The following is a 25,251-nucleotide window of genomic DNA, read 5'->3' on the forward strand; positions in this document are numbered from 1 at the left end:
GTGCGCCGCTCACCCCTCCCCGCAGGGGGTCCGGTCCGCCGACGGCAGCGCCGGGACGATCCAGGCCCGCTCGCGTGCGATCTCCTTCTCCCCGTGCGCCCAGAGGTCCGGGGCCGCCGCGCCGGACCGGATGCCGACCAGCAGCCGGTCGCCCGCGGCGGGCAGGGGCCAGGAGCCCCGCGTCATGACGAAGGTGGTCTCGTCCTCGCCCCGGGCGGGTTTGTAGGAGCGCGTCACGTCGAGCGTGACGCGGTCCTGTCCGCCCTCCGGCAGGGGAACCACGGAGACGACCGTGCCCTCGGCGACCAGCCGGGCGCAGGCCAGGTAGGCCGGGCCACGTGGGGAGGCGGCCTTGTCCGCCGTGCTCCCGCTCTCGCCGCTCGCCGCGGAGGTGTCGGCCGAGCTCCCCTCGTGCGAGGCGAGCCAGCCCAGGCCCACCGTCGCGGAGCCGATGGCGGCCGCGACGGCCATGCCGAGGGCGGCGGCCTTGATCCCCGGGTGCCAGGTCCACTTCCCCCCCTTCCCCGCCTTCCCCGCCTCCCCCGCGGATCGTGGACCCGCGGGAGAGTCCTCGCGCCCCGGCCCCTGCCCGACGCCCCCCGGGCCGCGCCCGGCGACGCCCCGCCGGGGCCGCGGGCGCCGCCGCGCCGTACGCGGTGCCCCGGCCGGACGCGTCGCCTCCCCCGCGTCCGCCAGGGCGTCCCCGATGCCGGTCAGCTGCTCGCGCAGCAGGGTCACGTCCGCCCGGGCCGCGCGGTACTCCGCCCGGGCACCGGCATCGGCGTCCTCCCGCAGCGGCTCGCCGGTGAGGGCGGCCATCAGCGGGTCCCTGTCCGCGCCGTCCGCCTCGCTGTCGTACCCGGACACGTCACACCACCTCGTCCTCGTGCAGGCGGGCGCGCAGGGCCCGTACCGCCGTGTGCAGCCGGCTCTTGACCGTGCCCTCCGGGATCCCGAGCTGCTCGGCGATGGACTTCACCGGCAGGTCGGCGTAGAAGCGCAGGACGACGACCTGCCGCTGGGCGGCCGGCAGCTCGTCCAGGCCCTGGGCGACCGCGACGGACAGCACGCTGGTCTCCTCCCCGGAGGGGTGCTCCAGCCGGCGCAGCCCGGCCAGCCGCTCCCCGAGCCGCTCCTGGCGGCGTTTGGCCCGGTGCCAGTCCATGGCCAGGTTGGAGGCGACGACCGCCGCCCACGCCGAGACGTCCCGCGGCGCCTCCCGGCCGCTCGCCGCCCGCTCCAGCAGCCGCAGGCGGACCTGCTGTACCCCGTCCGGCAGGTCCGCCTGCGGCACTCCGCCGAGTGCGAGCACCGCCCGCACCCGGCGTTCCTGTGCCGCGTCCAGCGGATCGTCGTCGGCGTGCCCCTCCCGGCCGCGCCGGGCCCTTCCGCGCAGCAGCACAAGCCACCCCCCTCACCGTGTTTGTCCTACGACGCCGGCCCGGCCCGGAACGTTCGGCCGTCCGCCCGGGAGTTTCCCGCGGGACGGCCGAGGCGTACGTCACACTCCCGTGTGGCCGGAACCGGCATGGGCAGGCGAGCTTGCGGCGCGCGACCCCCGCCGGACGAATTCCTCCAGCTCAGCGGGGTCGACACCGCAGGTCCGCAACCATCGGGCGGGACGCGCCGTCCCACTGTCCGGGCAGACCGGCCAAAGAAGTGGACAGACGGGGCGTGGTCGGCCGCATGATGGAAAAGCCTCGGCCAAGCAACGAGCACGTGAAGACACGCAGGAGAGGGAGTCACCGTGAGGGTCGGAATCGTCGGAGCCACCGGACAGGTCGGCACGGTCATGCGCAGGATCCTCACGGAGCGGAACTTCCCGGTCACCGAGCTGCGCCTGTTCGCCTCGGCCCGTTCGGCGGGCACGGAGCTGGACGGCGTGACGGTGGAGGACGCGGCGACCGCCGACTACACCGGCCTGGACATCGTGCTGTTCTCCGCGGGCGGTGCCACGTCCCGGGCGCTGGCCGAGAAGGTCGCCTCCCAGGGCGCCGTCGTGATCGACAACTCCTCCGCGTGGCGCAAGGACCCCGAGGTCCCGCTGGTCGTCTCCGAGGTGAACCCGCACGCGATCGCGAACCGCCCCAAGGGCATCATCGCCAACCCGAACTGCACGACGATGGCCGCGATGCCGGTCCTGCGTCCGCTGCACGCCGAGGCGGGCCTCCAGGCCCTGGTCGTCGCCACGTACCAGGCGGTCTCCGGTTCCGGCCTCGCCGGCGTCGCCGAGCTGCACGGCCAGGTGCAGAAGGTGGTCGCCGACGCCGACAAGCTCACCCACGACGGCGAGGCGGTGGACTTCCCGGAGCCCGGCGTCTACCAGCGCCCCATCGCGTTCAACGTGCTGCCCTTCGCGGGCAACCTCGTCGACGACGGCCTGAACGAGACCGACGAGGAGCAGAAGCTCCGCAACGAGTCCCGCAAGATCCTGGAGATCCCCGGGCTGAAGGTCTCCGGCACCTGCGTGCGCGTCCCGGTCTTCTCCGGCCACTCCCTCCAGGTCAACGCCCGTTTCGCCCGCCCGATCACCCCGGAGCGCGCGACGCAGCTGCTGAAGGACGCCCCGGGCGTCGAGCTCTCCGACATCCCGACCCCGCTGCAGGCCGCCGGCAAGGACCCGTCGTACGTCGGCCGCATCCGCCGCGACGAGACGGTGGACAACGGCCTGTCGTTCTTCGTCTCCAACGACAACCTCCGCAAGGGCGCGGCTCTGAACGCCGTGCAGATCGCGGAGCTGGTGGCCCGGGAACTGAAGGGCTAGTCCCTGCGCACCTCGTAGAGGAAGCAGCCGTACTCGACGGCCCGGACGTGGACGAGCGCCACGGCCGGGTCGTCGAGTGCTTCCGCGAGGGCCTGCTCGAAGGCGTCCGGTCCCCCGGTGACCAGCCGGCCGCCCAGGATGTGCCCCTCGGCGGAGTAGCGGCGCAGGGTGCGGTGGCTGTTCGTGAAGGGTGGGGGCGCGGCCGGGTCCGCCGGGCCGTCGCAGGGTTCGGCGTGGACGAAGACCGGGCCCTGTTCGTCGTAGGCACCCGGGTTCGCTCCGGTTTCGGTGGCCCAGCGGCGCAGGGGGGCGTAGGAGACCAGCGCGATGCGTTCGCCGGGTTCGCTGCGGCGCAGGCAGCAACGCAGGGGCGCGCCGCCCTCGGGGTCGGTGAGCGGGGACGCCGGGCGGCCGGCGTCGTCCTGCGTGCGCAGTTCCTCCAGCACGCCCGGGGGGATGGGGAGCACGGTGCGGTTCGTCATACGGTCAGGGTCGCGCGCGCGGGGGCGCGAAACCGGCGGAATCCGGACGGCGCGTTCGCGCGCCCGGTACCGCCGCCGGAGGCCGCCCGAGGGGTATCCCTAGGGAAGTCCCAGGTCGTCGCCGGAGCCCCGACCGCCGTGGAAAGATGGCGCAACCCACCCATAACGAGGAGATGACCGCGTGCCTGGCACAAACCTGACCCGCGAGGAGGCGCAGCAGCGGGCGCAGCTGCTCGCCGTTGACTCGTACGAGATCGAACTCGACCTCTCCGGCGCGCAGGAGGGCGGCACCTTCCGGTCCGTGACCACCGTGCGCTTCGACGTCGACGCCGACAACGGCGCGGAGTCGTTCATCGACCTGGTCGCACCGACCGTGCGCGAGGTGACGCTGAACGGGGACTCCCTCGACCCGGCCGAGGTCTTCGCGGATTCCCGGATCGCCCTGCCCGGCCTGCTCCGGGGCCGCAACATCCTCCGGGTGGTCGCCGACTGCGCCTACACCAACACCGGTGAGGGCCTGCACCGTTTCGTCGACCCGGTCGACGACCAGGCCTACCTCTACACCCAGTTCGAGGTGCCGGACGCCCGCCGGGTGTTCGCGAGCTTCGAGCAGCCGGACCTGAAGGCGACCTTCCAGTTCACCGTGAGGGCTCCCGAGGGCTGGACCGTCGTCTCCAACTCGCCGACGCCCGAGCCGCAGGACAACGTCTGGGTCTTCGAGCCGACGCCGCGCATCTCGACGTACATCACGGCGCTGATCGCCGGTCCCTACCACTCGGTGCACAGCGTGTACGAGAAGGACGGCCAGTCCGTCCCGCTCGGCATCTACTGCCGTCCCTCGCTCGCCGAGTACCTCGACTCGGACGCCATCTTCGAGGTGACCCGGCAGGGCTTCGCGTGGTTCCAGGAGAAGTTCGACTACGCCTACCCGTTCGAGAAGTACGACCAGCTGTTCGTGCCGGAGTTCAACGCGGGCGCGATGGAGAACGCGGGCGCGGTGACCATCCGCGACCAGTACGTGTTCCGCTCGAAGGTGACGGACGCGGCGTACGAGACGCGCGCGGAGACCATCCTGCACGAGCTGGCCCACATGTGGTTCGGCGACCTCGTGACCATGGAGTGGTGGAACGACCTGTGGCTGAACGAGTCGTTCGCCACCTACACCTCCATCGCCTGCCAGGCCGCCGCGCCCGGCTCGCGCTGGCCGCACTCGTGGACGACGTTCGCGAACTCCATGAAGACCTGGGCCTACCGGCAGGACCAGCTGCCCTCCACGCACCCGATCATGGCGGACATCCGCGACCTGGACGACGTGCTCGTCAACTTCGACGGCATCACGTACGCCAAGGGCGCCTCCGTGCTGAAGCAGCTCGTCGCCTACGTGGGCGAGGACGAGTTCTTCCGGGGCGTGCAGGCCTACTTCAAGGCGCACGCCTTCGGCAACACGCGCCTGTCGGACCTGCTGGGGGCGCTGGAGGAGACCTCCGGCCGCGACCTGAAGACGTGGTCGAAGAAGTGGCTGGAGACGGCCGGCATCAACGTCCTGCGCCCGGAGATCGAGACGGACGCCGACGGCGTGATCACCTCCTTCGCCGTCCGCCAGGAGGCCCCGGCCCTGCCGGCCGGCGCCAAGGGCGAGCCGACGCTGCGCCCGCACCGCATCGCCGTGGGCCTGTACGAGCTGGACGGCGACAGCGGCAAGCTGGTCCGCGACGAGCGCGTCGAGCTGGACGTCGACGGTGAACTGACCGCCGTGCCGCAGCTGGTGGGCCGCCGCCGCCCGGCCGTGGTGCTGCTCAACGACGACGACCTGTCGTACGCGAAGGTCCGCCTCGACGAGCGGTCCCTGGCCGTGGTCACCGAGCACCTGGGCGACTTCGAGTCCTCCCTGCCGCGCGCCCTGTGCTGGGCGTCGGCCTGGGACATGACCCGCGACGCCCAGCTCGCGGCCCGCGACTACCTGTCGCTGGTGCTGTCCGGCATCGGCAAGGAGTCCGACATCGGTGTCGTGCAGTCGCTCCAGCGGCAGGTGAAGCTGGCCATCGACCTGTACGCCGATCCGGCCGCCCGCGAGACGCTGCTGGCCCGCTGGACCGACGCGACGCTGGCCCACCTGCGCTCGGCGGCGCCGGGCAGCGACCACCAGCTGGCGTGGGCACGCGCGTTCGCGGCGACGGCCCGCACGCCGGAGCAGCTGGACCTGCTGGAGGCGCTGCTGGACGGCTCGCGGACGATCGAGGGCCTGGTCGTCGACACGGAGCTGCGGTGGGCGTTCGTGCAGCGGCTGGCGGCGGTCGGCCGGTTCGACGAGGCGGAGATCGCGACCGAGTACGAGCGCGACCGCACGGCGGCCGGTGAGCGGCACGCGGCCACGGCTCGCGCGGCCCGGCCGACGGCGGAGGCCAAGGCGGAGGCCTGGGCGTCGGTCGTCGACTCGGACAAGCTGCCGAACGCCGTGCAGGAGGCAGTCATCGGCGGCTTCGTCCAGACCGACCAGCGCGAGCTGCTCGCCCCGTACGCGGACCGGTACTTCGAGGTGGTCAAGGACATCTGGGAGTCCCGTTCGCACGAGATGGCCCAGCAGATCGCGATCGGGCTCTACCCGACCGTGCAGGTCTCCCAGGAGACCCTGGACAGGACGGACGCCTGGCTGGCCTCCGCCGAGCCGAACGCGGCCCTGCGCCGTCTGGTCTCGGAGTCCCGCGCGGGCGTCGAGCGCGCCCTGCGCGCCCAGCGCGCGGACGCGGCGGCCGGGCAGTAACCGGGCCGTACCGCGTACCGAAGGGGCGTCCGGCGTGTGCCGGGCGCCCCTTCCGCCGTCCGGGCCGGCACCGGCCACCTCCCCGTCCGCTTCTCTACCGCCGCGGGGTGCCGCTGGCCGCGTGGACCGCCTCCGGGCGTGCGACCCGCCTGCCCGCCTCCCGTGCCTCGCCACCGGCGGGACCCGGGGTGCCCGGGCCGCTCCTCCCGGCGAACTGCCCCGCCACGGTCGCCCCGAGGGCCAGCGCCATGCCCACCAGTTGCACCGGCGTCAGGGCCTGGCCGAGCGCCGCCCAGCCGACGACGGCCGCGGTGAGCGGGGAGAGCGGCCCGAGGAAGGTGACCTGCGTGGCGGTCATGCGGCCGATGCCGCGGAACCACAGCCAGTACGCGACCGCCGTGTTGGCGAGGGCGAGGTAGAGGTAGCCGCCGGCCGCCCGGCCGTCCAGTGCCGGAGGGGCGCCCTCCACCAGGAGGGCGAGCGGCGCGATGAGCAGGCCGCCCGCGGTCAGCTGCCAGCCGGTGAGCGCCAGGGGCCCCACCCCGGCGGGACGCCCCCACCGCTGGGTGAGGACCGTTCCGGCGGACATGGAGACCGTGGCGGCCAAGGCCGCCAGCAGGCCGAGCGCGTCCAGCGCCCCGGCGGCGCGCAGCACGACGAGGCTGACGCCGAACACGGCCACGGCCCCGGTGACCAGCGTGCGCCGGGTCGGCCGCTGCCCGAGCAGCAGCGTGGAGAGCCCGGCGACGCACAGGGGTCCCGCAGAGCTGACGACCGCCGCCATGCCGCCGGGCAGCCGGTACGCGGAGAGGAACAGCAGCGGGAAGAAGGCGCCGATGTTCAGCGCGCCCAGCACCGCCGCCTTCCCCCACCAGGCACCGCGCGGCAGCGTCCGGGCGAGGGCGAGCAGCAGCAGACCGGCGGGCAGGGCGCGCATCAGGCCGGTGAACAGGGGGCGGTCGGCCGGGAGGAACTCGGTGGTGACCGCGTAGGTGGTGCCCCAGGAGACGGGGGCCAGGGCGGTGAGGGCGATGAGAGCCGGGCGGGAGACGGCCATGGGAGGCACCCTTCGACGTAGTCGGCAGAAAGTAGCTTAGCGCTAAGCAACTTTCCGTCAAGCTACTTTCTTGCGGGTGACCGGGAGGGTGCCGATACTCGTGCCATGAGCGAACGCCCGGAGCAGCGCAGGGACCCCGTCGACGCGATCATCGAGCAGTGGGCGCGGGTCCGGCCCGACCTCGACACCACGGCGATGGAGGTCTTCGGCCGGATCAACCGGATCGCGCACGCGATGGGCGAACGGGCCACGAAGGTCTACGCGGGGTTCGGCATCTCCCGCGGGGAGTTCGACGTCCTGGCGACCCTGCGCCGCTCCGGCGAGCCCTACACGCTCTCGCCCCGGCAGCTGTCGGCGACGCTGATGCTCACCACCGGCGGCATGACGGGCCGGCTCGACAAGCTGGAGCGCGCCGGACTGCTGCGCCGCTCCCCCGACCCGCACGACCGGCGCGGGCTGCACGTGACGCTCACCGAGCAGGGTCTGGCGCTGGTCGACGAGGCGGTCGGGGCGGGACTGGCGGTGCAGACGGAGGCGCTGTCCGCGCTCGACGCCGACCGGGCCCGGCTCCTGGCCGGGCTGCTGCGGGAGCTGCTGACGGGGGCGGACCGCCCGTGACACCGCCGAGGGCGCCGTCGCGGTGACCGCGACGGCGCCCTCGGTGAGAAACCCCTGATCAGGCCTTGACTTCGGTCTTCGCGTCGGCCTTGGTGGTGATGTTGGAGCTCGTCGGGTCCTTCTTCTTGTGCGACTTGTCGCCGATCATCACCAGTCCGGCGATGACCAGGTACAGCACGATGGGGGCCACGACGAAGAGGCCCAGCGTCTCGATGACGCTCAGGCCCGTGCCGGGGTCGTCACCGTCGTCGCGGGTGAGCGCGGAGGCGGGGGACGACATGAGCAGCATCATCAGCGTCGTTCCGGCTGCCAGGGCGCCGGCGCGCAGGGCGTTCTTCTTGTCCACGGTGTCAAAGTATCCAACGCCGACCGGCGCCGCGCGCCCGGGGTGCCGTAAGGGGCCCGGCGTCAGGGTCCGGCCTCCTTGAGCACCTCCATCAGCGCGTGCAGCCGCGGTGAGGCCGCCAGCTCCTCCAGCGTCACCGGACGCCCCTCGGCGTCGGCGATGGGCAGGCGCCAGTTCGGGTACTGGTCCCAGGTCCCCGGGAGGTTCTGCGGGCGGCGGTCGCCGACCCCGTCCGGGAGCCAGACGCCGACCAGCCGGGCCGGGGTGCGCACCAGGAAGCGGTGCACGGCCTGGATCTCGGCCTCCTCGGAGGAGGTGTCGGTGCCGCCCCCGGCGCCGTGCAGCAGGCCGAGCTCGGTCAGCAGGGACAGCCACTCCGCCGTGTCGGCGGCGGCCTCGGCGCGCTCCTCGTGCAGCGGGCGGGTCAGCAGGCCGAGGCTGTCGCGGAGCTCCACGTGCTCGCCGGTCAGGCGGGCCGCGGTGGAGGGCAGGTCGTGGGTGGTGGCGGTGGCCAGGCAGTCGGCGCGCCAGCTCTCGGGGGGCAGGGGGCGGCCGTCGCCCTCCCAGTCGCGTTCGAACCACAGCACGGACGTGCCGAGCACCCCGCGCTCGCGCAGCGCCTCGCGCACCCCGGGCTCGACCGTGCCGAGGTCCTCGCCGATCACCAGGGCCCCGGCCCGGGAGGCCTCCAGCACCAGGACGGCCAGCATGGCCTCGGCGTCGTACCGGACGTAGGTGCCCTCGGTGGGCGGGTGGCCCTGGGGGACCCACCACAGCCGGAACAGACCCATGACGTGGTCGATGCGCAGCGCCCCGGCGTAGCGGAACAGGGCGCGCAGCAGCGCGCGGAAGGGGGCGTAGCCGGAGTCGGCCAGGCGGTCGGGCCGCCAGGGCGGCAGGCCCCAGTCCTGGCCGCGGGCGTTGAAGGCGTCGGGCGGGGCGCCGACCGACATGCCGGCGGCGAAGTACTCCTGCTGCGCCCAGGCGTCGGCCCCCGCGGGGTGCACGCCGACCGCCAGGTCGTGGACGATCCCGACGGGCATGCCCGCCTCGCGTCCGGCGCGCTGCGCGGCGGTGAGCTGGGCGTCGGTGAGCCAGGCGAGCCGGGACCAGAAGTCGACCCGGTCCATCAGGCCGTTGCGGGCGCGGGTCGTCTCGGCCGAGCGGGGGTCGCGCAGGCCGGTGGGCCAGCGGTGCCAGTCCGAGCCGTGCACCTCGGCGAGCGCGCACCAGGTGGCGTGGTCCTCCAGGGCCTGGCCCTGCTCGGCGAGGAAGTCGCAGTAGGCGGCGCGTCTGCCGGGGCCGAGGGGGACCTCGCAGAGCAGTTCGAGCGCCTCGCGCTTGAGCTCCCAGACGGCGTCCCGGTCGATCAGGGCGCCCTTGTGCAGCACCGCCTCGCGCAGCCGGGCCGCTCGTTCCAGCAGGGCGCGCAGGCGGTCGGGGTCCTCGACGTGGGCGGCCTCGGGGACGTCCTCGATGCGCAGGTGCACGGGGTCGGGGAAGCGGCGTGAGGAGGGCCGGTAGGGCGAGGGGTCGGTGGGGGCGCCCGGAACGGCCGCGTGCAACGGGTTGACCTGGACGAAGCCGGCGCCGAGCGACCGCCCGGCCCAGCCGGCCAGTTCGGCCAGGTCGCCGAGGTCGCCCATGCCCCAGGACCGTCGGGACAGCAGGGAGTAGAGCTGGACGAGGAGTCCGCAGGAGCGGCCGGAGGCGGCGGGCAGGCGCTCCGGCGCGACGATCAGGTGGGCGGCGGCGGTGCGGCCGTCGGGGGCCGTGGCGGCCAGCCGGTGGACGCCGGGCGGGAGCTGCTCGGCCGAGCCACGGGTCTCGCCCTGCTCGGTCTCGACGCGCAGCCGGGTCCCCTCCGGGAGGCCGGCCAGGGCGGCCGGGGGATGCGCGCCCCAGGCGACGACGGTCGGCGGCAGCAGCCGCGCGTCCAGGTCGCGCTCCCGGGCGGCGAGCGCGGCGCGCACGGCGCCGGGCGTGCTCGCGTCCACGCCGAGAGCGGCCAGGGCGAGGGTGACCGCGGTGGCCGAGGCCGCGACCGTGCGGTCCGGGGAGGGACTGTAGGAAGGGGCCACGCCGTACAGGGCGGCGAGGCGGGACAGGTCCTCGGGGAGCGGTTCGGCCGGCCGGGGAGCGGTCATCTAGAGCCTCGAGTGGTCCGGGACGAAGGCGGAGGGCTCGCTGGTCAGGGGGGCGGCTTCGGCGAGCGGCGGTTCGCTGGTGAGGGGCTCGGCGTCGGGCAGCGGCGGCTCGCTGGTCAGCGGCGGCTCGGTGCAGGCGCTCTCGGAGCTGAAGACGCAGTACCGCGGGTCGTGGTGGCGGGGGTCGTCGAGGTCGGCGGACGGGTCGTCCGCCACGGGTTTGGACGGGGCCGGGAGCGGAAGGAACGTCATCGCAGCCACGGGGGCCTCCTCGTCGGGTACGGCTTGCGGGTTATCGCAGCCCTACCCAGTCGGCGCGCGGGCAGACGCCCTTCGCCGGACATCGTGCTCCTGCTCACATTCCACTCCCCTCCACTGGTTCCATGTTCCGGCAAAAGCAGTCACATCGGCCACTCTCGTTGACACTCCCGCCGGGCGGGTGGTGGGCTCGTTCCGCCGGTCGAACACACCTGGAGGGGGCCTGTGGGACTGCGGCACGGGAAGCGGGCGGCGGCCCTGGCGGTCGCCGTCGTGGCCGGGAGCCTCGGGGCCGTGCCCGCGGCGGTGGCGGCTCCTTCCCCGCCCGGCCCGGCCGCGGCGCCGGCCCCCGGGATCACCGACGCGGGCCCGTCCGTGTGGCCGCGCCCGCAGTCCCTGCGCGGGAACGGCGCCCCCGTCGCCGTGCCCGGCCGGGTCGCGCTGGTTTCCGATGCGCACGCCGATCCGTACGCCCTGGACGCGCTGCGCGCGCTCCTGCGGCACGCCGGGGCACGCCGGATCACGGACACCGCCGGGCCGGGCGCCCTGGTCGTGCGCGCACGGACGGAACCGGCCCGCCCGGGCGACCGGCACGCCCTGCCGTCCGGGGGCTACGAGCTGTCCGTGGGCGGGAGCGGCATCAGCCTCGCCGGCACCGGCGCGGACGGCCTGTTCCACGCCGTGCAGACGCTGCGGCAGCTCCTGCGCCCGGACGGCTCGTTCACGGCGGCCGTCGTGCGGGACTGGCCCGGCACCGCCGTGCGCGGGATCACCGAGGGCTTCTACGGGACCGCGTGGACCCACCGGCAGCGCCTGGCGCAGCTCGACTTCCTGGGGCGCACCAAGCAGAACCGCTACCTGTACGCCCCGGGCGACGACCCCTACCGGCAGGCCCGCTGGCGAGAGCCGTACCCGGCGGCGCAGCAGGCCGCGTTCCGGGAGCTGGCCGAGCGGGCGCGCCGCAACCACGTCACGCCCGGCTGGGCGGTGGCCCCCGGTCAGGCGATGTGCTTCTCGTCCGACGAGGACGTGCGGGCGCTGACGCGGAAGCTCGACGCGATGTGGGCGCTGGGGTTCCGGGCGTTCCAGCTCCAGTTCCAGGACGTCAGCTACAGCGAGTGGCACTGCGGGGCGGATGCCGACCGGTTCGGTTCCGGGCCCGGGGCGGCCGCCCGGGCGCAGGCGCGGGTGGCGAACGCGGTCGCCCGGCACCTGGCGCTGCGGCATCCCGGCGCCGCCGGGCTGTCCCTGATGCCGACCGAGTACTACGAGGACGGCGCGACCGACTACCGGCGGGCCCTGGCGCGCGAGCTGGCCGAGGGCGTCCAGGTGGCGTGGACGGGCGTCGGCGTGGTGCCCCGCACCATCACGGGCCGCGAACTGGCCGAGGCGCGCGCGGCGTTCGGGCATCCGCTGGTCACCATGGACAACTACCCGGTCAACGACTACGCCCCCGGCCGCCTCTTCCTCGGCCCGTACCAGGGCCGTGAGCCGGCCGTCGCGACCGGCTCCGCCGCCCTGCTGGCCAACGCCATGCAGCAGCCGGAGGCCTCCCGCGTCCCGCTGTTCACCGCCGCCGACTACGCCTGGAACCCGCGCGGCTACCGCCCCGGGGAGTCCTGGCGGGCCGCGATCGCCGACCTCGCGGGCGGGGACGAGCGCCGCGAGCAGGCCCTGGCGGCGCTCGCCGGGAACGACGCGTCGTCGGTGCTGGACGACCGGGAGTCGGCGTACCTGCGGCCGCTGACCGAGGCGTACTGGCGCTCCCGTGCGGCCGGCGGGGCGGGCGGCGACGCCGAGCGGCGGCTGCGGCAGGCCTTCGCGGTGCTGCGCGAGCTGCCCGGGCGGCTGTCGGGCACCGGTCTGGCGGCGGAGGTCGCCCCCTGGTCGGAGCAGCTGTCCCGCTACGGCGAGGCGGGCACGGCCGCGCTCGGCATGCTGGACGCGCAGCGCGCGGGGGACGCGGCGGCGGCCTGGACGGCGTACCGGAGGCTCGGAGCCCTGCGGGACCGTCTCCAGTCGTCCCGCGTCGAGGTCGGCACGGACGTCCTGGACGCCTTCCTGCAGCGGGCGCAGAAGTCGTACACGGCCTGGTCGGGCATCGACCACGAGCCGCCGCGCAACCCCGGCGACGGCCGCACCCTGCGCTTCGCGCACGCCCGTGCGCTGACCGCCGTGACGGTCCTGGCCGAGCCGGGCACGCAGGGCCGTGTCGAGGTGCGGGTCCCGGGGCGGGGCTGGCGGGAGGCGGGCCGGCTGGACCCGTCGGGGGCGACCGAGGTGCGGCTGCCCGGCGGGGCACGGGACGGGCAGCCGGTGGACGCCGTGCGCGTCGGCGGCCCCGCCCCCTCCGGGGTGCGCCATCTCGTCCCCTGGTTCGCCGACTCGCCCGCCGCCTCCCTGGGGCTGGACCCGGACCGCGTGGACCTGGAGACCGGCCGTACCGAGCGGCTGACGGCGCGGCTGGACTCCCTGCGGCCCGCCGACACGCGCGGCCGGCTCACCGTCGAGGCACCGCCGGGCGTGCGGGTGCGGGTGCCGCGGGCCGAGTCGGTCGTGCCGCGCGGCACGACCGTCGAAGTGCCGGTCGAGGTGACCGTGGAGCGCGGCGCCCCGGCCCGGTCCCACGACGTCCGGCTGCGGTTCGCGGGAGCGGCCCGCACCCTCACCGTCCGGGCGTTCCCGCCCGCCGGCGGACCCGACCTGGCCCGCACGGGAACGGCCCGCTCCTCGGCCGACGAGACGCCCGACTTCCCCGCGTCGGCGGCGAACGACGGCGACCCGGACACCCGCTGGTCGTCCCCGGCCGAGGACGGCGCCTGGTGGCAGGTCGAGCTGCCCCGCCCGGCGCGGCTCGGGCGGCTCGTGCTCCGCTGGCAGGACGCCCACCCCTCGGCCTACCGCGTCCAGGTCTCGCCCGACGGCCGCCGCTGGCGCACGGCGGCCACGGTGCACGACAGCCGGGGCGGCCGCGAGAGCGTCCGCATGGACGAACGGGACGTGCGCTTCGTCCGCGTCCAGGGCGAGAAGCGGGCCACGCCGTACGGGTACTCGCTGTGGTCGGCGGAGGCGTACGCCGTCACGGAGTGACCCTGCGGACATCCCGAGCGGATCTCCTCCGGGCCTCACTATTCACTCAGTACATGTACTGAGTACATAATGGTCGGCATGAGCACCCGCCACATCCTGCTGGGGCTGCTCGCCGCGGGTCCGAGCCACGGCTACGACCTCAAGCGACGCCACGACGAACGCTTCCCGCAGGCCCGCCCGCTCGCCTACGGGCAGGTCTACACGACCCTGCAGCGCCTCGTCCGCGACGGTCTCGCCGAGGTCGACGGCACCGACTCGGACGGCGGCCCGGAGCGGACGACGTACCGCTCGACCGAGGAGGGGACCCGCGAACTGTCCCGCTGGGCCGCGCAGATCGCGCCGCCCGCGCCCTTCGTGGCGAACGAGATCTTCGCCAAGGTCGTGGTCGCGATCCTCTCCGGCGGTGACCCCGCCGGGTACCTGAGCGCCCAGCGCGCCGCCCACATGCAGCGGATGCGGGAGCTGACGGCCCTGAAGGCCACCCCGGGCGCCGACCTGGCGACCGTGCTCTCGGCGGACTACGCCCTCAACCACCTCGACGCCGATCTCCGCTGGATGAACACCACGGCGGCCCGGCTCACCACCCTGACCGCGGAGGTCGACGCAACATGAGCAGACCCGTGCCCCTCCTCACGGCCCGTGGCCTCACCAAGGCGCACGGCGGGACACCCGCCCTGCGCGGCGCGTCGGTCGAGCTGCACGCCGGGGAGATCCTCGCCGTGACCGGCGCGAGCGGCAGCGGGAAGTCGACGCTGCTGCACTGCCTGGCCGGGATCGTCCGGCCGGACGAGGGCTCGGTGACCTACGACGGCCGGCGGCTGGAGCAGCTGACCGAACAGCGGCTGAGCGCGCTGCGGCGCACCGAGTTCGGCGTGGTGTTCCAGTTCGGCCAGCTCGTCCCCGAGCTGACGGCCCTGGACAACGTCGCCCTGCCCCTGCTGCTGGCCGGCACCGGCCGGGCCGCCGCCCGGGCCCGGGCCGGCGAGTGGCTGGAGCGGTTCGGGGTGCGCGAGCGGGGGGAGCTGCGCCCGGGCGAGCTGAGCGGCGGCCAGGCCCAGCGGGTGGCGCTGGCCCGGGCCCTGGTCACGGGCCCGAGGGTGGTCTTCGCCGACGAGCCGACGGGGGCCCTGGACTCCCTCGCGAGCGAGCAGGTCATGACGGCCCTGGTCCACACGGCCCGCGCGTCGGGCGCGGCAATCCTGCTCATCACCCACGACGCCCAGGTGGCGGCGTACGCGGACCGGGAGGTCCTGCTGCGGGACGGGACCGTGGCGGCGCTGGGGGTGACGGCATGAGACACCTGCGTTCCGATCTGCGCCTGGCCTGGGAGCTGACCCGTGGATCCGGCCGCGGCGAGTGGTGGCGGATCGCCCTGACGGCGGCCGGGGCGGCCCTGGCGACCGGGTTCGCGCTGGCCGCCGCCGTCCTGGCCACGCTGCGCGGCAGCCACGACGTCCCCCTGGCCGCGGGGCTGCTGGACCAGCCCGGCACGCGGTCCGGCGTGATCACGGGCCTGCTGCTCCTGCTCGTGCCGGTGCTCGGGTTCCTCGGCCAGTGCGCCCGGATCGGGGCGGTGCACCGGGACCGGCGGCTGGCCGGGCTGCGGCTGGCCGGGGCGACGCCCTGGCAGGTGCGGCGGATCGCGGCGCTGGAGACCGGGCTCGCCTGTGCGCTCGGCTCGGTGGTCGCCACCGTCCCGTCGGTGCTGGTCCTGCCGCGCCTGGGGCACAGCCCCACCGCGCCGGCCGCGGCCGGGATCGCCCTGGTCGCCCTCGCGGTGCCGGTGCTGGGCGCGACGGCGGGCGCTCTGGCGCTGCGCCGGGTCGTGGCCTCGCCGCTCGGCTCCGTGCGCCGGGCCCGGCCGCGCGACGGCCGGCGCTCCGGGCTGGTGTTCCTGTGCGGTCTCCTGCTCGCCGCCGTGTCGGCGCTGCTGACCGCGGCCGGCGCCTCGGACGCTCCCCACGGATCGTCCGGCGGGCCGCCGCTGGCCCTGGCGGGCGCGGTCCTCGCGGTCGGCGCGGCCGCGGTGTGGCTGTCCGGGGCCACCGCCGGGCTGACCGGGCGGATCCTGGCTGGCCGGGCCCGCTCCGCGGCCACCCTGATCGCCGGGGAACGGCTGCGCGACGACCCGTGGTCGGCCGCCCGCGCCCATGCGGCCGTGCTGCTGGTGACGGCCGCCGGGACCGGCTTCCTGGGCATCCGGCAGGTGCTGGCCGACGCGGTGCGCGACCGGCCGGACGCGTCCTACTACCTCACCGGCCTGAACCTCACCGGCGCCGCCGTCGCGGTCGCCGCCGCCCTCAGCCTGTCCGCCCTGGCCGTCGGCACCGCCGAGTCCGTGGCCACCCGCCGCCGGGGCCTGGCCGCGCAGGTGGCCGCCGGGGTGCCGCGCGCGGTGCTCGGGCGGGCGCTGCTGCTGGAGACCGCGCTGCCGCTGGCTCCCGCGATGCTGCTCGCGGGCCTGGGCGGCACGGCCCTCGGCGCCTGGTACGCCCTGCTCGCCGGCCGGCCGGTCCCGTGGGCGATCGTCCTGCTGCCCCTCGCGGCCTACGCCGCCTGCCTGCTGGCCGCCGCCGGGTCACTGCCGCTGCTGCGCCGCTCGGTGCGCCCCGGGGAGCTGCGGTACGCGTGAGCGAGGGCGCCGCCGGGCCCGGGGGGACGGGGGTCCTTCGGGCCCGGCGGGGTGTCGCGCCCACACGAAGGCCCGGATCGTCGTCAGGCGGAAATGCCGTCGATCCGGGCCAAGGCGTCGTCCGCGCCGTACGGCTGCAAGTACGGCAACCAGCGCGGATCCCTGTGGCCGGTCCCGATGATGCGCCAGGCCAGGCCGGTGGGCGGGGCAGGTTTGTGGCGCAGCCGCCAGCCGATCTCGACCAGGTGCCGGTCGGCCTTCACGTGGTTGCAGCGGCGGCAGGACGCCACCACGTTGTCCCAGACGTGCTTGCCCCCGCGGCTGCGCGGGATGACGTGGTCGACGCTGGTTGCGACGCCACCGCAGTACATGCACCGGCCCCCGTCGCGGGCGAACAGCGCCCGGCGGGTCAGGGGGACGGGCCCTCGGTAGGGAACCCGGACGAAACGCTTGAGCCGGACCACGCTGGGTGCGGGGACTGTGACGGTCGCGCTGTGCAGATAGGCGCCGGACTCCTCGAGGCAGACGGCCTTGTTCTCGAGGACGAGGACGAGCGCGCGGCGGAGCGGTACGACGCCTAGCGGCTCGTACGACGCGTTGAGGACCAGGACATGCGGCACGGATGCCTCCTTGGACGCCGGCGGCGCGTGGCTCGCGCCGGGACGATTCGTAGCCAGTCTCCCCTCATGCCTGGTGGAAGCGCCACCATGTCCCCGTAACGGGCTGGGAGTGTTTTCGACCACATCTGAAGGATCCCCCCGATCATGGCCTGTTCAAGCCCAGGTGAGCCCGGTCTCTCCTTCACAGATCCGTCAAGGCCACACACAATGCCCCGTTAGTGTGGTGGTTCTGCCCCTTCGGTGACCGAGCCGTGACCTTGACCCCCCTGAACCACCGCACCGGGGCAGACCGCTGCACCTGGAGGTACCTGCCGTGTCCTTGTCCGTTGCGGACGCCGTCCTGCTGGCCGGCCCCTCACCGTCGCCGACCCCGTCGGATACGCAGTCCCCGAGAGTGCCCTCGCTCCAGGACGCCCAGGAGAGCGCGACGAACGCCGCCGGCTGGGTGGAGCAGAACTGGTCCACCTGGCTGGCGATCGGCCTGCAGGTCCTGCTGGTCCTGGTGATAGCGGCCGTGCTGAGGGTCGCGGTGCGCCGGGCGATCACCAAGCTCATAGACCGGATGAGCCGCACCGCGCAGAGCTCGGACGGCAGCCCGCTGGGCGGCCTCCTGGTCAACGTCGAGCGCCGCCGTCAGCGCTCGCAGGCGATCGGCTCGGTGCTGCGCTCGGTGGCCAGCTTCCTGATCATGGGCACCGCGGCCCTGATGATCCTGTCCGCGTTCAACATCAACCTGGCCCCGCTGCTGGCCTCGGCCGGTGTCGCGGGCGTGGCGATCGGCTTCGGCGCCCGCAACCTGGTCACCGACTTCCTCTCGGGCGTCTTCATGATCCTGGAGGACCAGTACGGCGTCGGCGACACGATCGACGCGGGCGTCGCCTCCGGCGAGGTGATCGAGGTGGGCCTGCGCGTGACCAAGCTGCGCGGCGACGACGGCGAGATCTGGTACGTCCGCAACGGCGAGGTCAAGCGCATCGGCAACCTCTCCCAGGGCTGGGCGACGGCCAACGTCGACGTCACGGTCGCCGCCTCCGAGGACCTCGACAAGGTCAAGGCCACCCTCGACGAGGTCGCCGAGAAGATGGGCGCCGAGGAGCCCTGGAACGAGCTGCTGTGGGGCCCGATCGAGGTCCTCGGCCTGGACAGCGTCCTGCTGGACTCGATGGTCGTGCGGCTGTCGGCCAGGACGATGCCCGGCAAGTCGCTGACCGTCGAGCGGGAGCTGCGCTGGCGCGTGAAGCGGGCCTTCGACGCGGCGGACATCCGGATCGTGGGCGGCGCCACGGCTCCGGTGGAGGAGACGCCGGCGGACCCGACGGCGGGCATGGCCGCGCCGTCGGTGTACGCCAGCACCACCTCACCGCAGTCCCAGGCGGCGACGCCCCTGACGCCGCCGAGCGTCACCAAGTAGGAACCAGCACGCCCCGGAGGGCTCCCGGCGACGCCGGGAGCCCTCCGTCGTTCCGGCGCCTCCCTCCCCCGAGGCCGCCTCCCCCGGCACCGCCTCTGCCGCCCCCTTGACGCGGACCCGTCGGCGCCCTACCGTCCTCGCATCCGACAGGTAAGTTTCCTAACAGTGCTCGGTGGACTTCCGCGCCCGGTCACTGGGAAGCTGGCAGCCGAAGGGCAGGTGTGGACACGCATGGCAGGAACCGCCGGAACGCCGGGCACCCCGCGCGTCCTGCGCGCCATGAACGACCGGGCCGCCCTGGACCTGCTGCTGGAGCACGGGCCGCTGTCCCGCACGCGGATCGGCAAGCTGACCGGCCTGTCCAAGCCGACCGCCTCCCAGCTCCTGGCCCGCCTGGAGGCGGCGGGTCTGGTCCTGGCCACCGGCACCACCGAGGGCCGCCCGGGCCCGAGCGCCCAGCTCTACGAGGTCAACCCGGCGGCGGGGCACGCCGCCGGACTCGACGTCACCCCCCAGCGCGTCCTCGCCGCGGTCGCCGACCTCACCGGCCGCACGGTCGGCCGCTTCGAACTGCCCACCCCCGGCAGGCGCACCGGCACCCCGGTCGTCCAGCAGGTCACCGACGCCCTGGACGGCGCGGTGAAGGCGGCGGGCCTGGCCCGGGACGACATCCACCGCGTGGTCATCGGCACCCCCGGCGCCTTCGACCCCACCACGGGCCGCCTGCGCTACGCCTCCCACCTGCCCGGCTGGCACTCCCCCACGCTCCTGGACGAACTCGCCGCCGCCCTGCCCATGCCGGTCGAGTACGAGAACGACGTCAACCTGGCCGCGCTCGCCGAACAGCGTCTGGGCGCGGCCCGGGGCCACGCGGACTTCGTGCTGCTGTGGAACGAGGAGGGCCTGGGCGCCGCCCTGGTCCTCGGCGGCCGGCTGCACCGCGGCTGGACCGGCGGCGCCGGCGAGGTCGGCTTCCTGCCGGTGCCGGGCGTGCCCCTGGTCCGTCAGGTCACCAAGGCCAACAGCGGCGGCTACCAGGAGCTGGCCGGCTCCCAGGCCGTCCCGCGCCTGGCCCGGGAACTCGGCCTCGACGACATCCCCCGGGGCCCGTACGCCGAGGCCGCCGCACAGCTGCTCGCCCGGGCCGCGCAGGCCGACGACGACACCCACCGCGGCTTCCTGCGGACCTACGCGACGCGCCTCGCCACCGGACTGGCCTCCCTGGTGTCGGTCCTCGACCCCGAGCTCGTCGTCCTGGGCGGCGCGGCCCTCACCTCGGGCGGCGAGCCGCTGCGCGCGCTCGTCCAGGCCGAACTGGAGGAACTGGCCGCCTCCCGGCCGCGCCTGGTCGTGGGCGAGGTCCGTGAACACCCCGTGCTGCGCGGCGCGCTGGAGAGCGCGCTCGCGACGACACGCGACGAGGTCTTCGACACCTCCCGCTGACTCCACCCCCCTTCCCCGCCTTCCCCCTTCCCCGCCTCCCCTTCCTTCCCCGCCTCCCCTTCCTTCCCGCCTTCCCTTCCTTCCCCTCAGCCCAGGGAGCTTCGCCATGCCCGGAATGCCCGGAAAGCCCAGAGGAGCGGCCCTCGCACTCGCCGTCTCCGCCTCCCTCGCCCTCCTCGCCACCGCCTGCACCGGCCAGCCGGACGCCGGCGCGAACGACGACGCCTCGAAGGAGACGACCCTGAAGTTCTGGCACGCCTGGAGCGCCCCCTCGGAGGTGAGGGCCGTCGAGGACCTGGTCGCCGGTTTCGAGAGGACCCACCCCCACATCCACGTCGACGTCGTCGGCACCATGACGGACGACAAGATCAACCAGGCCCTGCGCGCCGGCGGCGACAAGGCCCCGGACGTGATCTCGTCGTTCACCACGAACAACGTCGGCAAGTTCTGCTCCTCCGGCGCCCTGGTGGACCTCGACCCGTTCTTCGAGAAGTCGGGCGTCGACCCGGCGAAGACGTTCCCGAAGGCGATGAACGAGTACACCCAGTTCGAGGGCAACCGCTGCGCCGTGCCGCTCCTGGGCGACGCGTACGGCCTCTACTACAACAAGACGGCGTTCGAGAAGGCAGGCGTCACCGCCCCGCCGAAGACCTGGTCGGAGTTCGAGCGGGTCGCCAAGAAGCTGACGATCCCCCGGGGCGGCACCTTCCGGCAGCTCGGCTTCATGCCGAACTACCACGGCTGGGAGACCACCACCGAGCACTACCTGGGCCAGTTCTCCCCCACCTACTTCGACCGGGACGGCAAGTCGAACGTCGCCAAGGACCCGGCCTTCGAGAAGGCCTTCCGGATGCAGAAGAAGCTGGTCGACACCCTCGGCGGCTACCGCAGGCTGGAGACCTACCGCTCCGGGCTCGGCGACGAGTGGGGCCCGAAGCACCCCTTCCACACCGGCCAGGTCGCCATGCAGCTGGACGGCGAGTGGCGCCTGGGCATGGCCCTGGACACCAAGCCGGAGTTCGAGATCGGCGTGGCGCCGCTGCCCGTCCCCGACGACCAGGCAGACCAGTACGGCAAGGGCTACATCACCGGCACGATCGCCGGCATCGCCGCGACCAGCAAGAAGCAGAACGCGGCCTGGGAACTGGTGAAGTACATGACCACGGACACGGACGCGGTCGTGAACTTCTCCAACGCCATCCACAACGTGCCCTCGACGCTGGCGGCCCTGAAGTCCCCGGAACTGAAGTACGACCCGCGCTTCAAGACGTTCCTGGAGATCGCCGCCCACCCGCACTCCACGACGGCCCCCGCCTCCGTCAACGGCGGCGTCTACCTCACCACGATCCAGCAGTTCGGCTACGACTACGAGAGCGGCAAGGCGACCGACCTCAAGGCGGGGCTGAAGCGGGTGGCCGAGCAGATCGACACGGACATCGCGCAGGCGAAGTAGCCCATGAGCACCCTGACGTTGCGGGCGAAACACCGCCGCTCGACCCTGCGCACCCTGGCGTTCCTGTCCCCCTGGCTGATCGGCTTCTCGGTCTTCTTCGCCTACCCCCTGGTCTCCACCGTCTACTTCTCCTTCATGCGGTACGACGGCTTCAAGCCGCCGGTGTGGGCGGGCACGAAGAACTGGGCGTACGTCCTCGAGCACTACCCGCTCTTCTGGCCCGCCCTGCGCAACACCCTCTGGCTGGTGGTCGTCATGGTCACGCTCCGGGTCGCCTTCGGCCTGGGGGTGGGCCTGCTGATCACCAGGCTCAAGACGGCCACCGGCGTCTTCCGCACCCTCTTCTACCTGCCCTACCTCGCTCCGCCCGTGGCGGCCACGATGGCCTTCGCCTTCCTCCTCAACCCCGGCACGGGCCCCGTCAACTCGGTCCTCGACCGGGCGGGCCTGCCGTCGCCGGGCTGGTTCAACGACCCCACCTGGTCGAAACCGGCCCTGACCCTGCTGGCGCTGTGGGGCATCGGCGACCTCATGGTCATCTTCATGGCGGCGCTGCTGGACGTGCCGAGGGAGCAGTACGAGGCGGCGGAACTGGACGGCACCTCCCCCTGGCAGCGCTTCCGCTACGTCACGCTGCCGAACATCTCCCCGATCGTGATGTTCGCGGTGGTCACGGGCGTGATCCAGACCATGCAGTACTACACCCAGCCGCTGATCGCCGGGAAGGTCGCCTCGGGCGTCATCCAGGGCGCCGGAACCCAGTTCGAGCCCGGCTACCCGGACAAGTCCACCCTGACCCTGCCCCAACTCGTCTACAACCTGGGCTTCCAGCGCTTCGACTACGGCTCCGCCTGTGTGGTCGCCCTGGTCCTGTTCGCCCTCTCCACGGCCTTCACGGCCCTTCTGATGCGCCGCAGGGGCGGCCTGATCCAGGCGGGTGACCGGTGACCGGCGTACTCGGCAAACCCCGGGACCTGAACAGGACGCCCCCCACCCCCGCCGGACGCGCGGCCCGCCGCAGGACGGTCCTGGAGTGGATCGCGGTCCACTCCCTGGGCGTCGCGGCCGCCCTGTTCTTCACGCTCCCCTTCGTCTTCGTGTTCCTGACCTCCCTGATGAGCGACAGCCAGGCGCTCAGCCGCGACCTGGTCCCGCACCCCTGGGAGTGGCACAACTACGCCAGGGTCTTCGACACCCCCGGCTTCCTGACGTGGTGGCGGAACACCCTCCTCTACGCCGGCCTGGGCACGGTCCTCACGGTCGTGTCCTCCGTGCCCGTCGCCTACGCCCTGGCCAAGTTCCGCTTCCGCAGCCGCAACGCGGTCCTCATGCTGGTGATCTCGATGATGATGCTGCCGCCCCAGGTGGTCGTCATCCCGATGTACCTGTTCTGGGCGAAGCAGCTGGACCTGTCCGGCACCCTGTGGCCGCTGATCATCCCCATGGCGTTCGGCGACGCCTTCTCGGTCTTCCTCCTGCGCCAGTTCCTCACCACGATCCCCGACGAGTACCTGGACGCGGCCCGGGTGGACGGATGCGGCGAACTGCGCGCGCTGCTCGCGGTCGTTCTCCCGATGGCGAGACCGGGCATAGCCGCGGTGGCGCTCTTCCAGTTCTTCTACGCGTGGAACGACTACTTCGGCCCGCAGATCTACGCCTCGGAGAACCCGGGCGCCTGGACGCTCTCCTACGGCCTGGAGTCGTTCAAGGGCGCCCACCACACCGACTGGAACCTCACCATGGCCGCCACCGTTCTGGTCATGGCCCCCGTGATCCTCGTGTTCTTCTTCGCCCAGAAGGCGTTCGTCGAGGGTGTGACGCTCACCGGAGTGAAGGGTTAGACGCGCATGCAGCACAAACTCACCGTGGTCGGCGGAGGTTCGACCTACACCCCCGAACTCGTGGACGGCTTCGCCCGTCTGAGGGACACCCTGCCCATCGGCGAACTGGTCCTGACGGACCCGGCGCAGGACCGCCTGGACCTCGTCGGCGGCCTCGCCCGCCGCATCTTCGCCCGCCAGGGCCACCCCGGCCGCGTCACCACCACGACCGACCTCGACGCGGCGGTCGACGGCGCGGACGCGGTCCTGCTGCAACTGCGCGTGGGCGGCCAGGCGGCCAGGCAGCAGGACGAGACCTGGCCCCTGGAGTGCGGCTGCGTGGGCCAGGAGACCACGGGCGCCGGCGGCCTGGCGAAGGCCCTGCGCACCGTCCCGGTCGTCCTGGACATCGCGGACCGGGTACGCCGCGCCAACCCGCACGCGTGGATCATCGACTTCACCAACCCGGTCGGCATCGTGACCCGCGCCCTGCTCCGGGCGGGCCACAGGGCGGTCGGCCTGTGCAACGTGGCGATCGGCCTGCAGCGCAAGTTCGCGGCCCTGCTCTTCCTGGAGCCGTCCGGACTCCACCTGGACCACGTGGGCCTCAACCACCTCACCTGGGAAACGGGTGTGCGCCTGGGCGGCCCCGAGGGCGAGGACGTGCTCCCCCGGCTCCTGGCGGACCACGGCGCGACGATCGCGGCCGACCTGCGCCTGCCGCGCCCACTGCTCGACGCGCTGGGGGTGGTCCCCTCCTACTACCTGCGCTACTTCTACGCCCACGACGAGGTCGTACGGGAGCTGCGCTCCAAGCCCTCGCGGGCGGCCGAAGTGGCCGACATGGAGCGGCGTCTGCTGGCGATGTACGCCGACCCGGCCCTGGACGAGAAGCCGGACCTGCTCGCCCAGCGCGGCGGCGCCTACTACTCGGAGGCGGCGGTGGACCTGGCGGCGGCCCTGCTGGGCGGCGGCGGCACGCCGTACCAGGTGGTGAACACGTACAACGACGGCACGCTCCCCTTCCTCCCCGACGACGCCGTGATCGAGGTCCCGGCGGCCGTGGGCACCAAGGGCGCGGCCCCGCTGCCCGTGCCCACCGTCGACCCCCTCTACGCGGGCCTGATGGCCGGCGTCACGGCCTACGAGCACCTGGCCCTGGAAGCCGCCCTGCGCGGCGGCCGCGACCGTGTCTTCCGCGCGCTGCTGTCCCACCCCCTCATCGCCCAGTACGAGTACGCCGAGACGCTCACCGACCGACTGATCGCACACAACCGGGAGCACCTGGCGTGGGCCTGACCGCACGTGTCCTCGCGATCGACGCGGGCAACAGCAAGACGGACGTGACGATCGTGACGGCGGACGGACAGGTCCTGGCCACGGCACGCGGGGGCGGCTTCCGCCCGCCGGCCGTGGGCCTGGACACGGCGATGCGGGAGCTGGCCGCGCCCGTCACCCGGGCCCTCGCCACCGCCGGGCTCACCTCGGTCACCCACGTCTCGGCCTGCCTCGCCAACGCCGACTTCCCGGTGGAGGAGGAACAACTGGCGGCCGCGCTGCGGGCCCGCGGCTGGGCCGCGACGGTGACGGTCCGCAACGACACCTTCGCCATCCTGCGGGCCGGCGTCACCGAACCGCGCGGCGTGGCCGTCGTCTGCGGCGCCGGCATCAACTGCGTCGGCATGCGCCCCGACGGCCGCACGGCCCGCTTCCCCGCACTCGGCCGGATCTCGGGCGACTGGGGCGGCGGCTGGGGCCTGGCGGAGGAGGCCCTGTGGCACGCCTGCCGGGCGGAGGACGGCCGCGGCACCCCCACGGCCCTGTCCCGCACCCTCCCCGCCCACTTCGGCCTGCCCTCCATGTACGCCCTCGTGGAGGCACTGCACCTGGAACGCGTCCCGGCGCACCGGCGCCACGAGCTGACACCGGTCCTCTTCGCCACGGCCGCCGACGGGGACGCCACCGCCCGCGCGATCGTGGCACGTCAGGCCGAGGAGGTCGTCGCCATGGCGGTGGTGGCCCTCACCCGCCTCGACCTCCTGGACGAGGAGACACCGGTCCTCCTGGGCGGCGGTGTCCTGGCCGCGCGCCACGCCCGGCTCAACGGCCGCATCGAGCACCTGCTCGCGGAACGCGCCCCCAAGGCGGTGCCCCGGGTGGTGACGGCGAGCCCGGTGCTGGGGGCGGCACTGCTGGGCCTGGACCACCTCGGCTGCGGACAGGGGGCGCGGGAGCGGTTGCGCGGACACTTCGAGGGCTGAGCCGGCACGCCCTCCGGGCATCACACGACCACGGGAACCGAACAATCCCCCCGAACGTGTACCTGGACAGGGGTGGTGCTCCACGCCG

22 protein-coding genes are annotated in these 25,251 nt (G+C 74.0%); 14 read left to right on the forward strand and 8 right to left on the reverse strand.

Annotated elements, in window-relative coordinates:
- Positions 1 to 9: 9 nt before the first annotated feature.
- Both AC07DA_RS27105 and AC07DA_RS27110 read right to left on the reverse strand, forming a co-directional pair.
- Positions 10 to 867 (reverse strand): hypothetical protein, encoded by an 858-nt coding sequence (locus AC07DA_RS27105; RefSeq protein ID WP_479130805.1) that lies wholly within the window; start codon positions 865 to 867, stop codon positions 10 to 12.
- Between the two features lies 1 nt (position 868).
- On the reverse strand, positions 869 to 1,399 hold the full coding sequence (locus tag AC07DA_RS27110; protein ID WP_479130846.1) for an RNA polymerase sigma factor: 531 nt from the start codon (positions 1,397 to 1,399) through the stop codon (positions 869 to 871).
- 348 nt (positions 1,400 to 1,747) lie between these two features.
- Between AC07DA_RS27110 and AC07DA_RS27115 the strand changes: the two genes are divergently transcribed.
- Positions 1,748 to 2,764 (forward strand): aspartate-semialdehyde dehydrogenase, encoded by a 1,017-nt coding sequence (locus AC07DA_RS27115; RefSeq protein WP_479130806.1) that lies wholly within the window; start codon positions 1,748 to 1,750, stop codon positions 2,762 to 2,764.
- Here the strand turns inward: AC07DA_RS27115 and AC07DA_RS27120 are convergent.
- On the reverse strand, positions 2,761 to 3,246 hold the full coding sequence (locus AC07DA_RS27120) for a DUF1203 domain-containing protein (RefSeq protein WP_479130807.1): 486 nt from the start codon (positions 3,244 to 3,246) through the stop codon (positions 2,761 to 2,763). The genes AC07DA_RS27115 and AC07DA_RS27120 overlap by 4 nt on opposite strands.
- A gap of 181 nt (positions 3,247 to 3,427) precedes the next feature.
- Between AC07DA_RS27120 and pepN the strand changes: the two genes are divergently transcribed.
- A complete protein-coding gene (gene pepN, locus AC07DA_RS27125) occupies positions 3,428 to 6,007 on the forward strand; it encodes an aminopeptidase N (protein WP_479130808.1) in 2,580 nt (859 codons plus the stop codon).
- 94 nt (positions 6,008 to 6,101) lie between these two features.
- Here pepN and AC07DA_RS27130 read toward each other — a convergent pair whose 3' ends face one another.
- Positions 6,102 to 7,064 (reverse strand): EamA family transporter, encoded by a 963-nt coding sequence (locus AC07DA_RS27130; protein ID WP_479130809.1) that lies wholly within the window; start codon positions 7,062 to 7,064, stop codon positions 6,102 to 6,104.
- Positions 7,065 to 7,169: 105 nt separating this feature from the next.
- On the opposite strand from AC07DA_RS27130, the gene AC07DA_RS27135 reads away from it, so the two are divergent.
- A complete protein-coding gene (locus tag AC07DA_RS27135) occupies positions 7,170 to 7,682 on the forward strand; it encodes a MarR family winged helix-turn-helix transcriptional regulator (RefSeq protein ID WP_479130810.1) in 513 nt (170 codons plus the stop codon).
- Between the two features lie 58 nt (positions 7,683 to 7,740).
- Here the strand turns inward: AC07DA_RS27135 and AC07DA_RS27140 are convergent, their stop codons facing one another.
- The 3 genes from AC07DA_RS27140 to AC07DA_RS27150 all read right to left on the reverse strand — a co-directional run bounded on the left by AC07DA_RS27140 (position 7,741) and on the right by AC07DA_RS27150 (position 10,436).
- Complete coding sequence (locus AC07DA_RS27140; RefSeq protein WP_479130812.1) at positions 7,741 to 8,028, reverse strand: hypothetical protein; 288 nt, start codon at positions 8,026 to 8,028, stop codon at positions 7,741 to 7,743.
- Between the two features lie 62 nt (positions 8,029 to 8,090).
- Positions 8,091 to 10,175 carry a 4-alpha-glucanotransferase gene (gene malQ / locus AC07DA_RS27145; protein ID WP_479130814.1) on the reverse strand — a complete coding sequence of 695 codons (2,085 nt, stop codon included), beginning with the start codon at positions 10,173 to 10,175 and terminating at the stop codon, positions 8,091 to 8,093.
- Entirely contained in the window at positions 10,176 to 10,436 is a 261-nt protein-coding gene (locus tag AC07DA_RS27150; protein WP_479130815.1) for a hypothetical protein, read from the reverse strand.
- A 222-nt stretch (positions 10,437 to 10,658) separates the two neighbouring features.
- Between AC07DA_RS27150 and AC07DA_RS27155 the strand changes: the two genes are divergently transcribed.
- The 4 genes from AC07DA_RS27155 to AC07DA_RS27170 all read left to right on the forward strand — a co-directional run bounded on the left by AC07DA_RS27155 (position 10,659) and on the right by AC07DA_RS27170 (position 16,155).
- On the forward strand, positions 10,659 to 13,523 hold the full coding sequence (locus tag AC07DA_RS27155) for a beta-N-acetylglucosaminidase domain-containing protein (protein WP_479130816.1): 2,865 nt from the start codon (positions 10,659 to 10,661) through the stop codon (positions 13,521 to 13,523).
- 78 nt (positions 13,524 to 13,601) lie between these two features.
- On the forward strand, positions 13,602 to 14,135 hold the full coding sequence (locus AC07DA_RS27160) for a PadR family transcriptional regulator (protein ID WP_479130817.1): 534 nt from the start codon (positions 13,602 to 13,604) through the stop codon (positions 14,133 to 14,135).
- Positions 14,132 to 14,818 carry an ABC transporter ATP-binding protein gene (locus tag AC07DA_RS27165; RefSeq protein WP_479130818.1) on the forward strand — a complete coding sequence of 229 codons (687 nt, stop codon included), beginning with the start codon at positions 14,132 to 14,134 and terminating at the stop codon, positions 14,816 to 14,818. The genes AC07DA_RS27160 and AC07DA_RS27165 overlap by 4 nt, the downstream gene beginning before the upstream one ends.
- Positions 14,815 to 16,155: an FtsX-like permease family protein gene (locus AC07DA_RS27170; RefSeq protein ID WP_479130819.1), complete on the forward strand. Its 1,341-nt coding sequence runs from the start codon at positions 14,815 to 14,817 to the stop codon at positions 16,153 to 16,155. Before AC07DA_RS27165 ends, AC07DA_RS27170 begins: the two co-directional genes overlap by 4 nt.
- 83 nt (positions 16,156 to 16,238) lie before the next feature.
- Here AC07DA_RS27170 and AC07DA_RS27175 read toward each other — a convergent pair whose 3' ends face one another.
- Positions 16,239 to 16,775 carry an HNH endonuclease gene (locus AC07DA_RS27175; RefSeq protein ID WP_030237121.1) on the reverse strand — a complete coding sequence of 179 codons (537 nt, stop codon included), beginning with the start codon at positions 16,773 to 16,775 and terminating at the stop codon, positions 16,239 to 16,241.
- Positions 16,776 to 17,088: 313 nt separating this feature from the next.
- Here AC07DA_RS27175 and AC07DA_RS27180 point away from each other — a divergent pair, with 313 nt between their 5' ends.
- The 7 genes from AC07DA_RS27180 (at position 17,089) to AC07DA_RS27210 (ending at position 25,163) form a co-directional block, all read left to right on the forward strand.
- On the forward strand, positions 17,089 to 18,186 hold the full coding sequence (locus AC07DA_RS27180) for a mechanosensitive ion channel family protein (RefSeq protein WP_479130820.1): 1,098 nt from the start codon (positions 17,089 to 17,091) through the stop codon (positions 18,184 to 18,186).
- 231 nt (positions 18,187 to 18,417) lie between these two features.
- Positions 18,418 to 19,629: an ROK family transcriptional regulator gene (locus tag AC07DA_RS27185; RefSeq protein WP_479130821.1), complete on the forward strand. Its 1,212-nt coding sequence runs from the start codon at positions 18,418 to 18,420 to the stop codon at positions 19,627 to 19,629.
- 115 nt (positions 19,630 to 19,744) lie between these two features.
- The gene (locus tag AC07DA_RS27190; RefSeq protein ID WP_479130847.1) at positions 19,745 to 21,082 is read left to right on the forward strand and encodes an ABC transporter substrate-binding protein; all 1,338 of its coding nucleotides are present in this window, start codon (positions 19,745 to 19,747) and stop codon (positions 21,080 to 21,082) included.
- Positions 21,083 to 21,085: 3 nt separating this feature from the next.
- Positions 21,086 to 22,030 carry a carbohydrate ABC transporter permease gene (locus AC07DA_RS27195; protein ID WP_479130822.1) on the forward strand — a complete coding sequence of 315 codons (945 nt, stop codon included), beginning with the start codon at positions 21,086 to 21,088 and terminating at the stop codon, positions 22,028 to 22,030.
- Entirely contained in the window at positions 22,027 to 22,923 is an 897-nt protein-coding gene (locus AC07DA_RS27200) for a carbohydrate ABC transporter permease (RefSeq protein WP_479130823.1), read from the forward strand. Before AC07DA_RS27195 ends, AC07DA_RS27200 begins: the two co-directional genes overlap by 4 nt.
- Before the next feature lie 6 nt (positions 22,924 to 22,929).
- Positions 22,930 to 24,201 (forward strand): 6-phospho-beta-glucosidase, encoded by a 1,272-nt coding sequence (locus AC07DA_RS27205; protein ID WP_479130824.1) that lies wholly within the window; start codon positions 22,930 to 22,932, stop codon positions 24,199 to 24,201.
- Positions 24,192 to 25,163: an N-acetylglucosamine kinase gene (locus AC07DA_RS27210; RefSeq protein WP_479130825.1), complete on the forward strand. Its 972-nt coding sequence runs from the start codon at positions 24,192 to 24,194 to the stop codon at positions 25,161 to 25,163. The genes AC07DA_RS27205 and AC07DA_RS27210 overlap by 10 nt, the downstream gene beginning before the upstream one ends.
- The last annotated feature ends 88 nt before the right edge of the window (positions 25,164 to 25,251 follow it).

Source organism: Streptomyces sp. NPDC044921 (assembly GCF_056432865.1).

What these genes read in the sequence shown, in the direction of transcription:
- AC07DA_RS27120 (WP_479130807.1), bottom strand. Translation starts at nt 3,246, where the DNA reads ATGACGAACCGCACCGTGCTCCCCATCCCCCCGGGCGTGCTGGAGGAA.
- AC07DA_RS27130 (WP_479130809.1), bottom strand. Translation starts at nt 7,064, where the DNA reads ATGGCCGTCTCCCGCCCGGCTCTCATCGCCCTCACCGCCCTGGCCCCC.
- AC07DA_RS27135 (WP_479130810.1), top strand. Translation starts at nt 7,170, where the DNA reads ATGAGCGAACGCCCGGAGCAGCGCAGGGACCCCGTCGACGCGATCATC.
- malQ (WP_479130814.1), bottom strand. Translation starts at nt 10,175, where the DNA reads ATGACCGCTCCCCGGCCGGCCGAACCGCTCCCCGAGGACCTGTCCCGC.
- AC07DA_RS27160 (WP_479130817.1), top strand. Translation starts at nt 13,602, where the DNA reads ATGAGCACCCGCCACATCCTGCTGGGGCTGCTCGCCGCGGGTCCGAGC.
- AC07DA_RS27165 (WP_479130818.1), top strand. Translation starts at nt 14,132, where the DNA reads ATGAGCAGACCCGTGCCCCTCCTCACGGCCCGTGGCCTCACCAAGGCG.
- AC07DA_RS27170 (WP_479130819.1), top strand. Translation starts at nt 14,815, where the DNA reads ATGAGACACCTGCGTTCCGATCTGCGCCTGGCCTGGGAGCTGACCCGT.
- AC07DA_RS27185 (WP_479130821.1), top strand. Translation starts at nt 18,418, where the DNA reads ATGGCAGGAACCGCCGGAACGCCGGGCACCCCGCGCGTCCTGCGCGCC.
- AC07DA_RS27190 (WP_479130847.1), top strand. Translation starts at nt 19,745, where the DNA reads ATGCCCGGAAAGCCCAGAGGAGCGGCCCTCGCACTCGCCGTCTCCGCC.
- AC07DA_RS27195 (WP_479130822.1), top strand. Translation starts at nt 21,086, where the DNA reads ATGAGCACCCTGACGTTGCGGGCGAAACACCGCCGCTCGACCCTGCGC.
- AC07DA_RS27205 (WP_479130824.1), top strand. Translation starts at nt 22,930, where the DNA reads ATGCAGCACAAACTCACCGTGGTCGGCGGAGGTTCGACCTACACCCCC.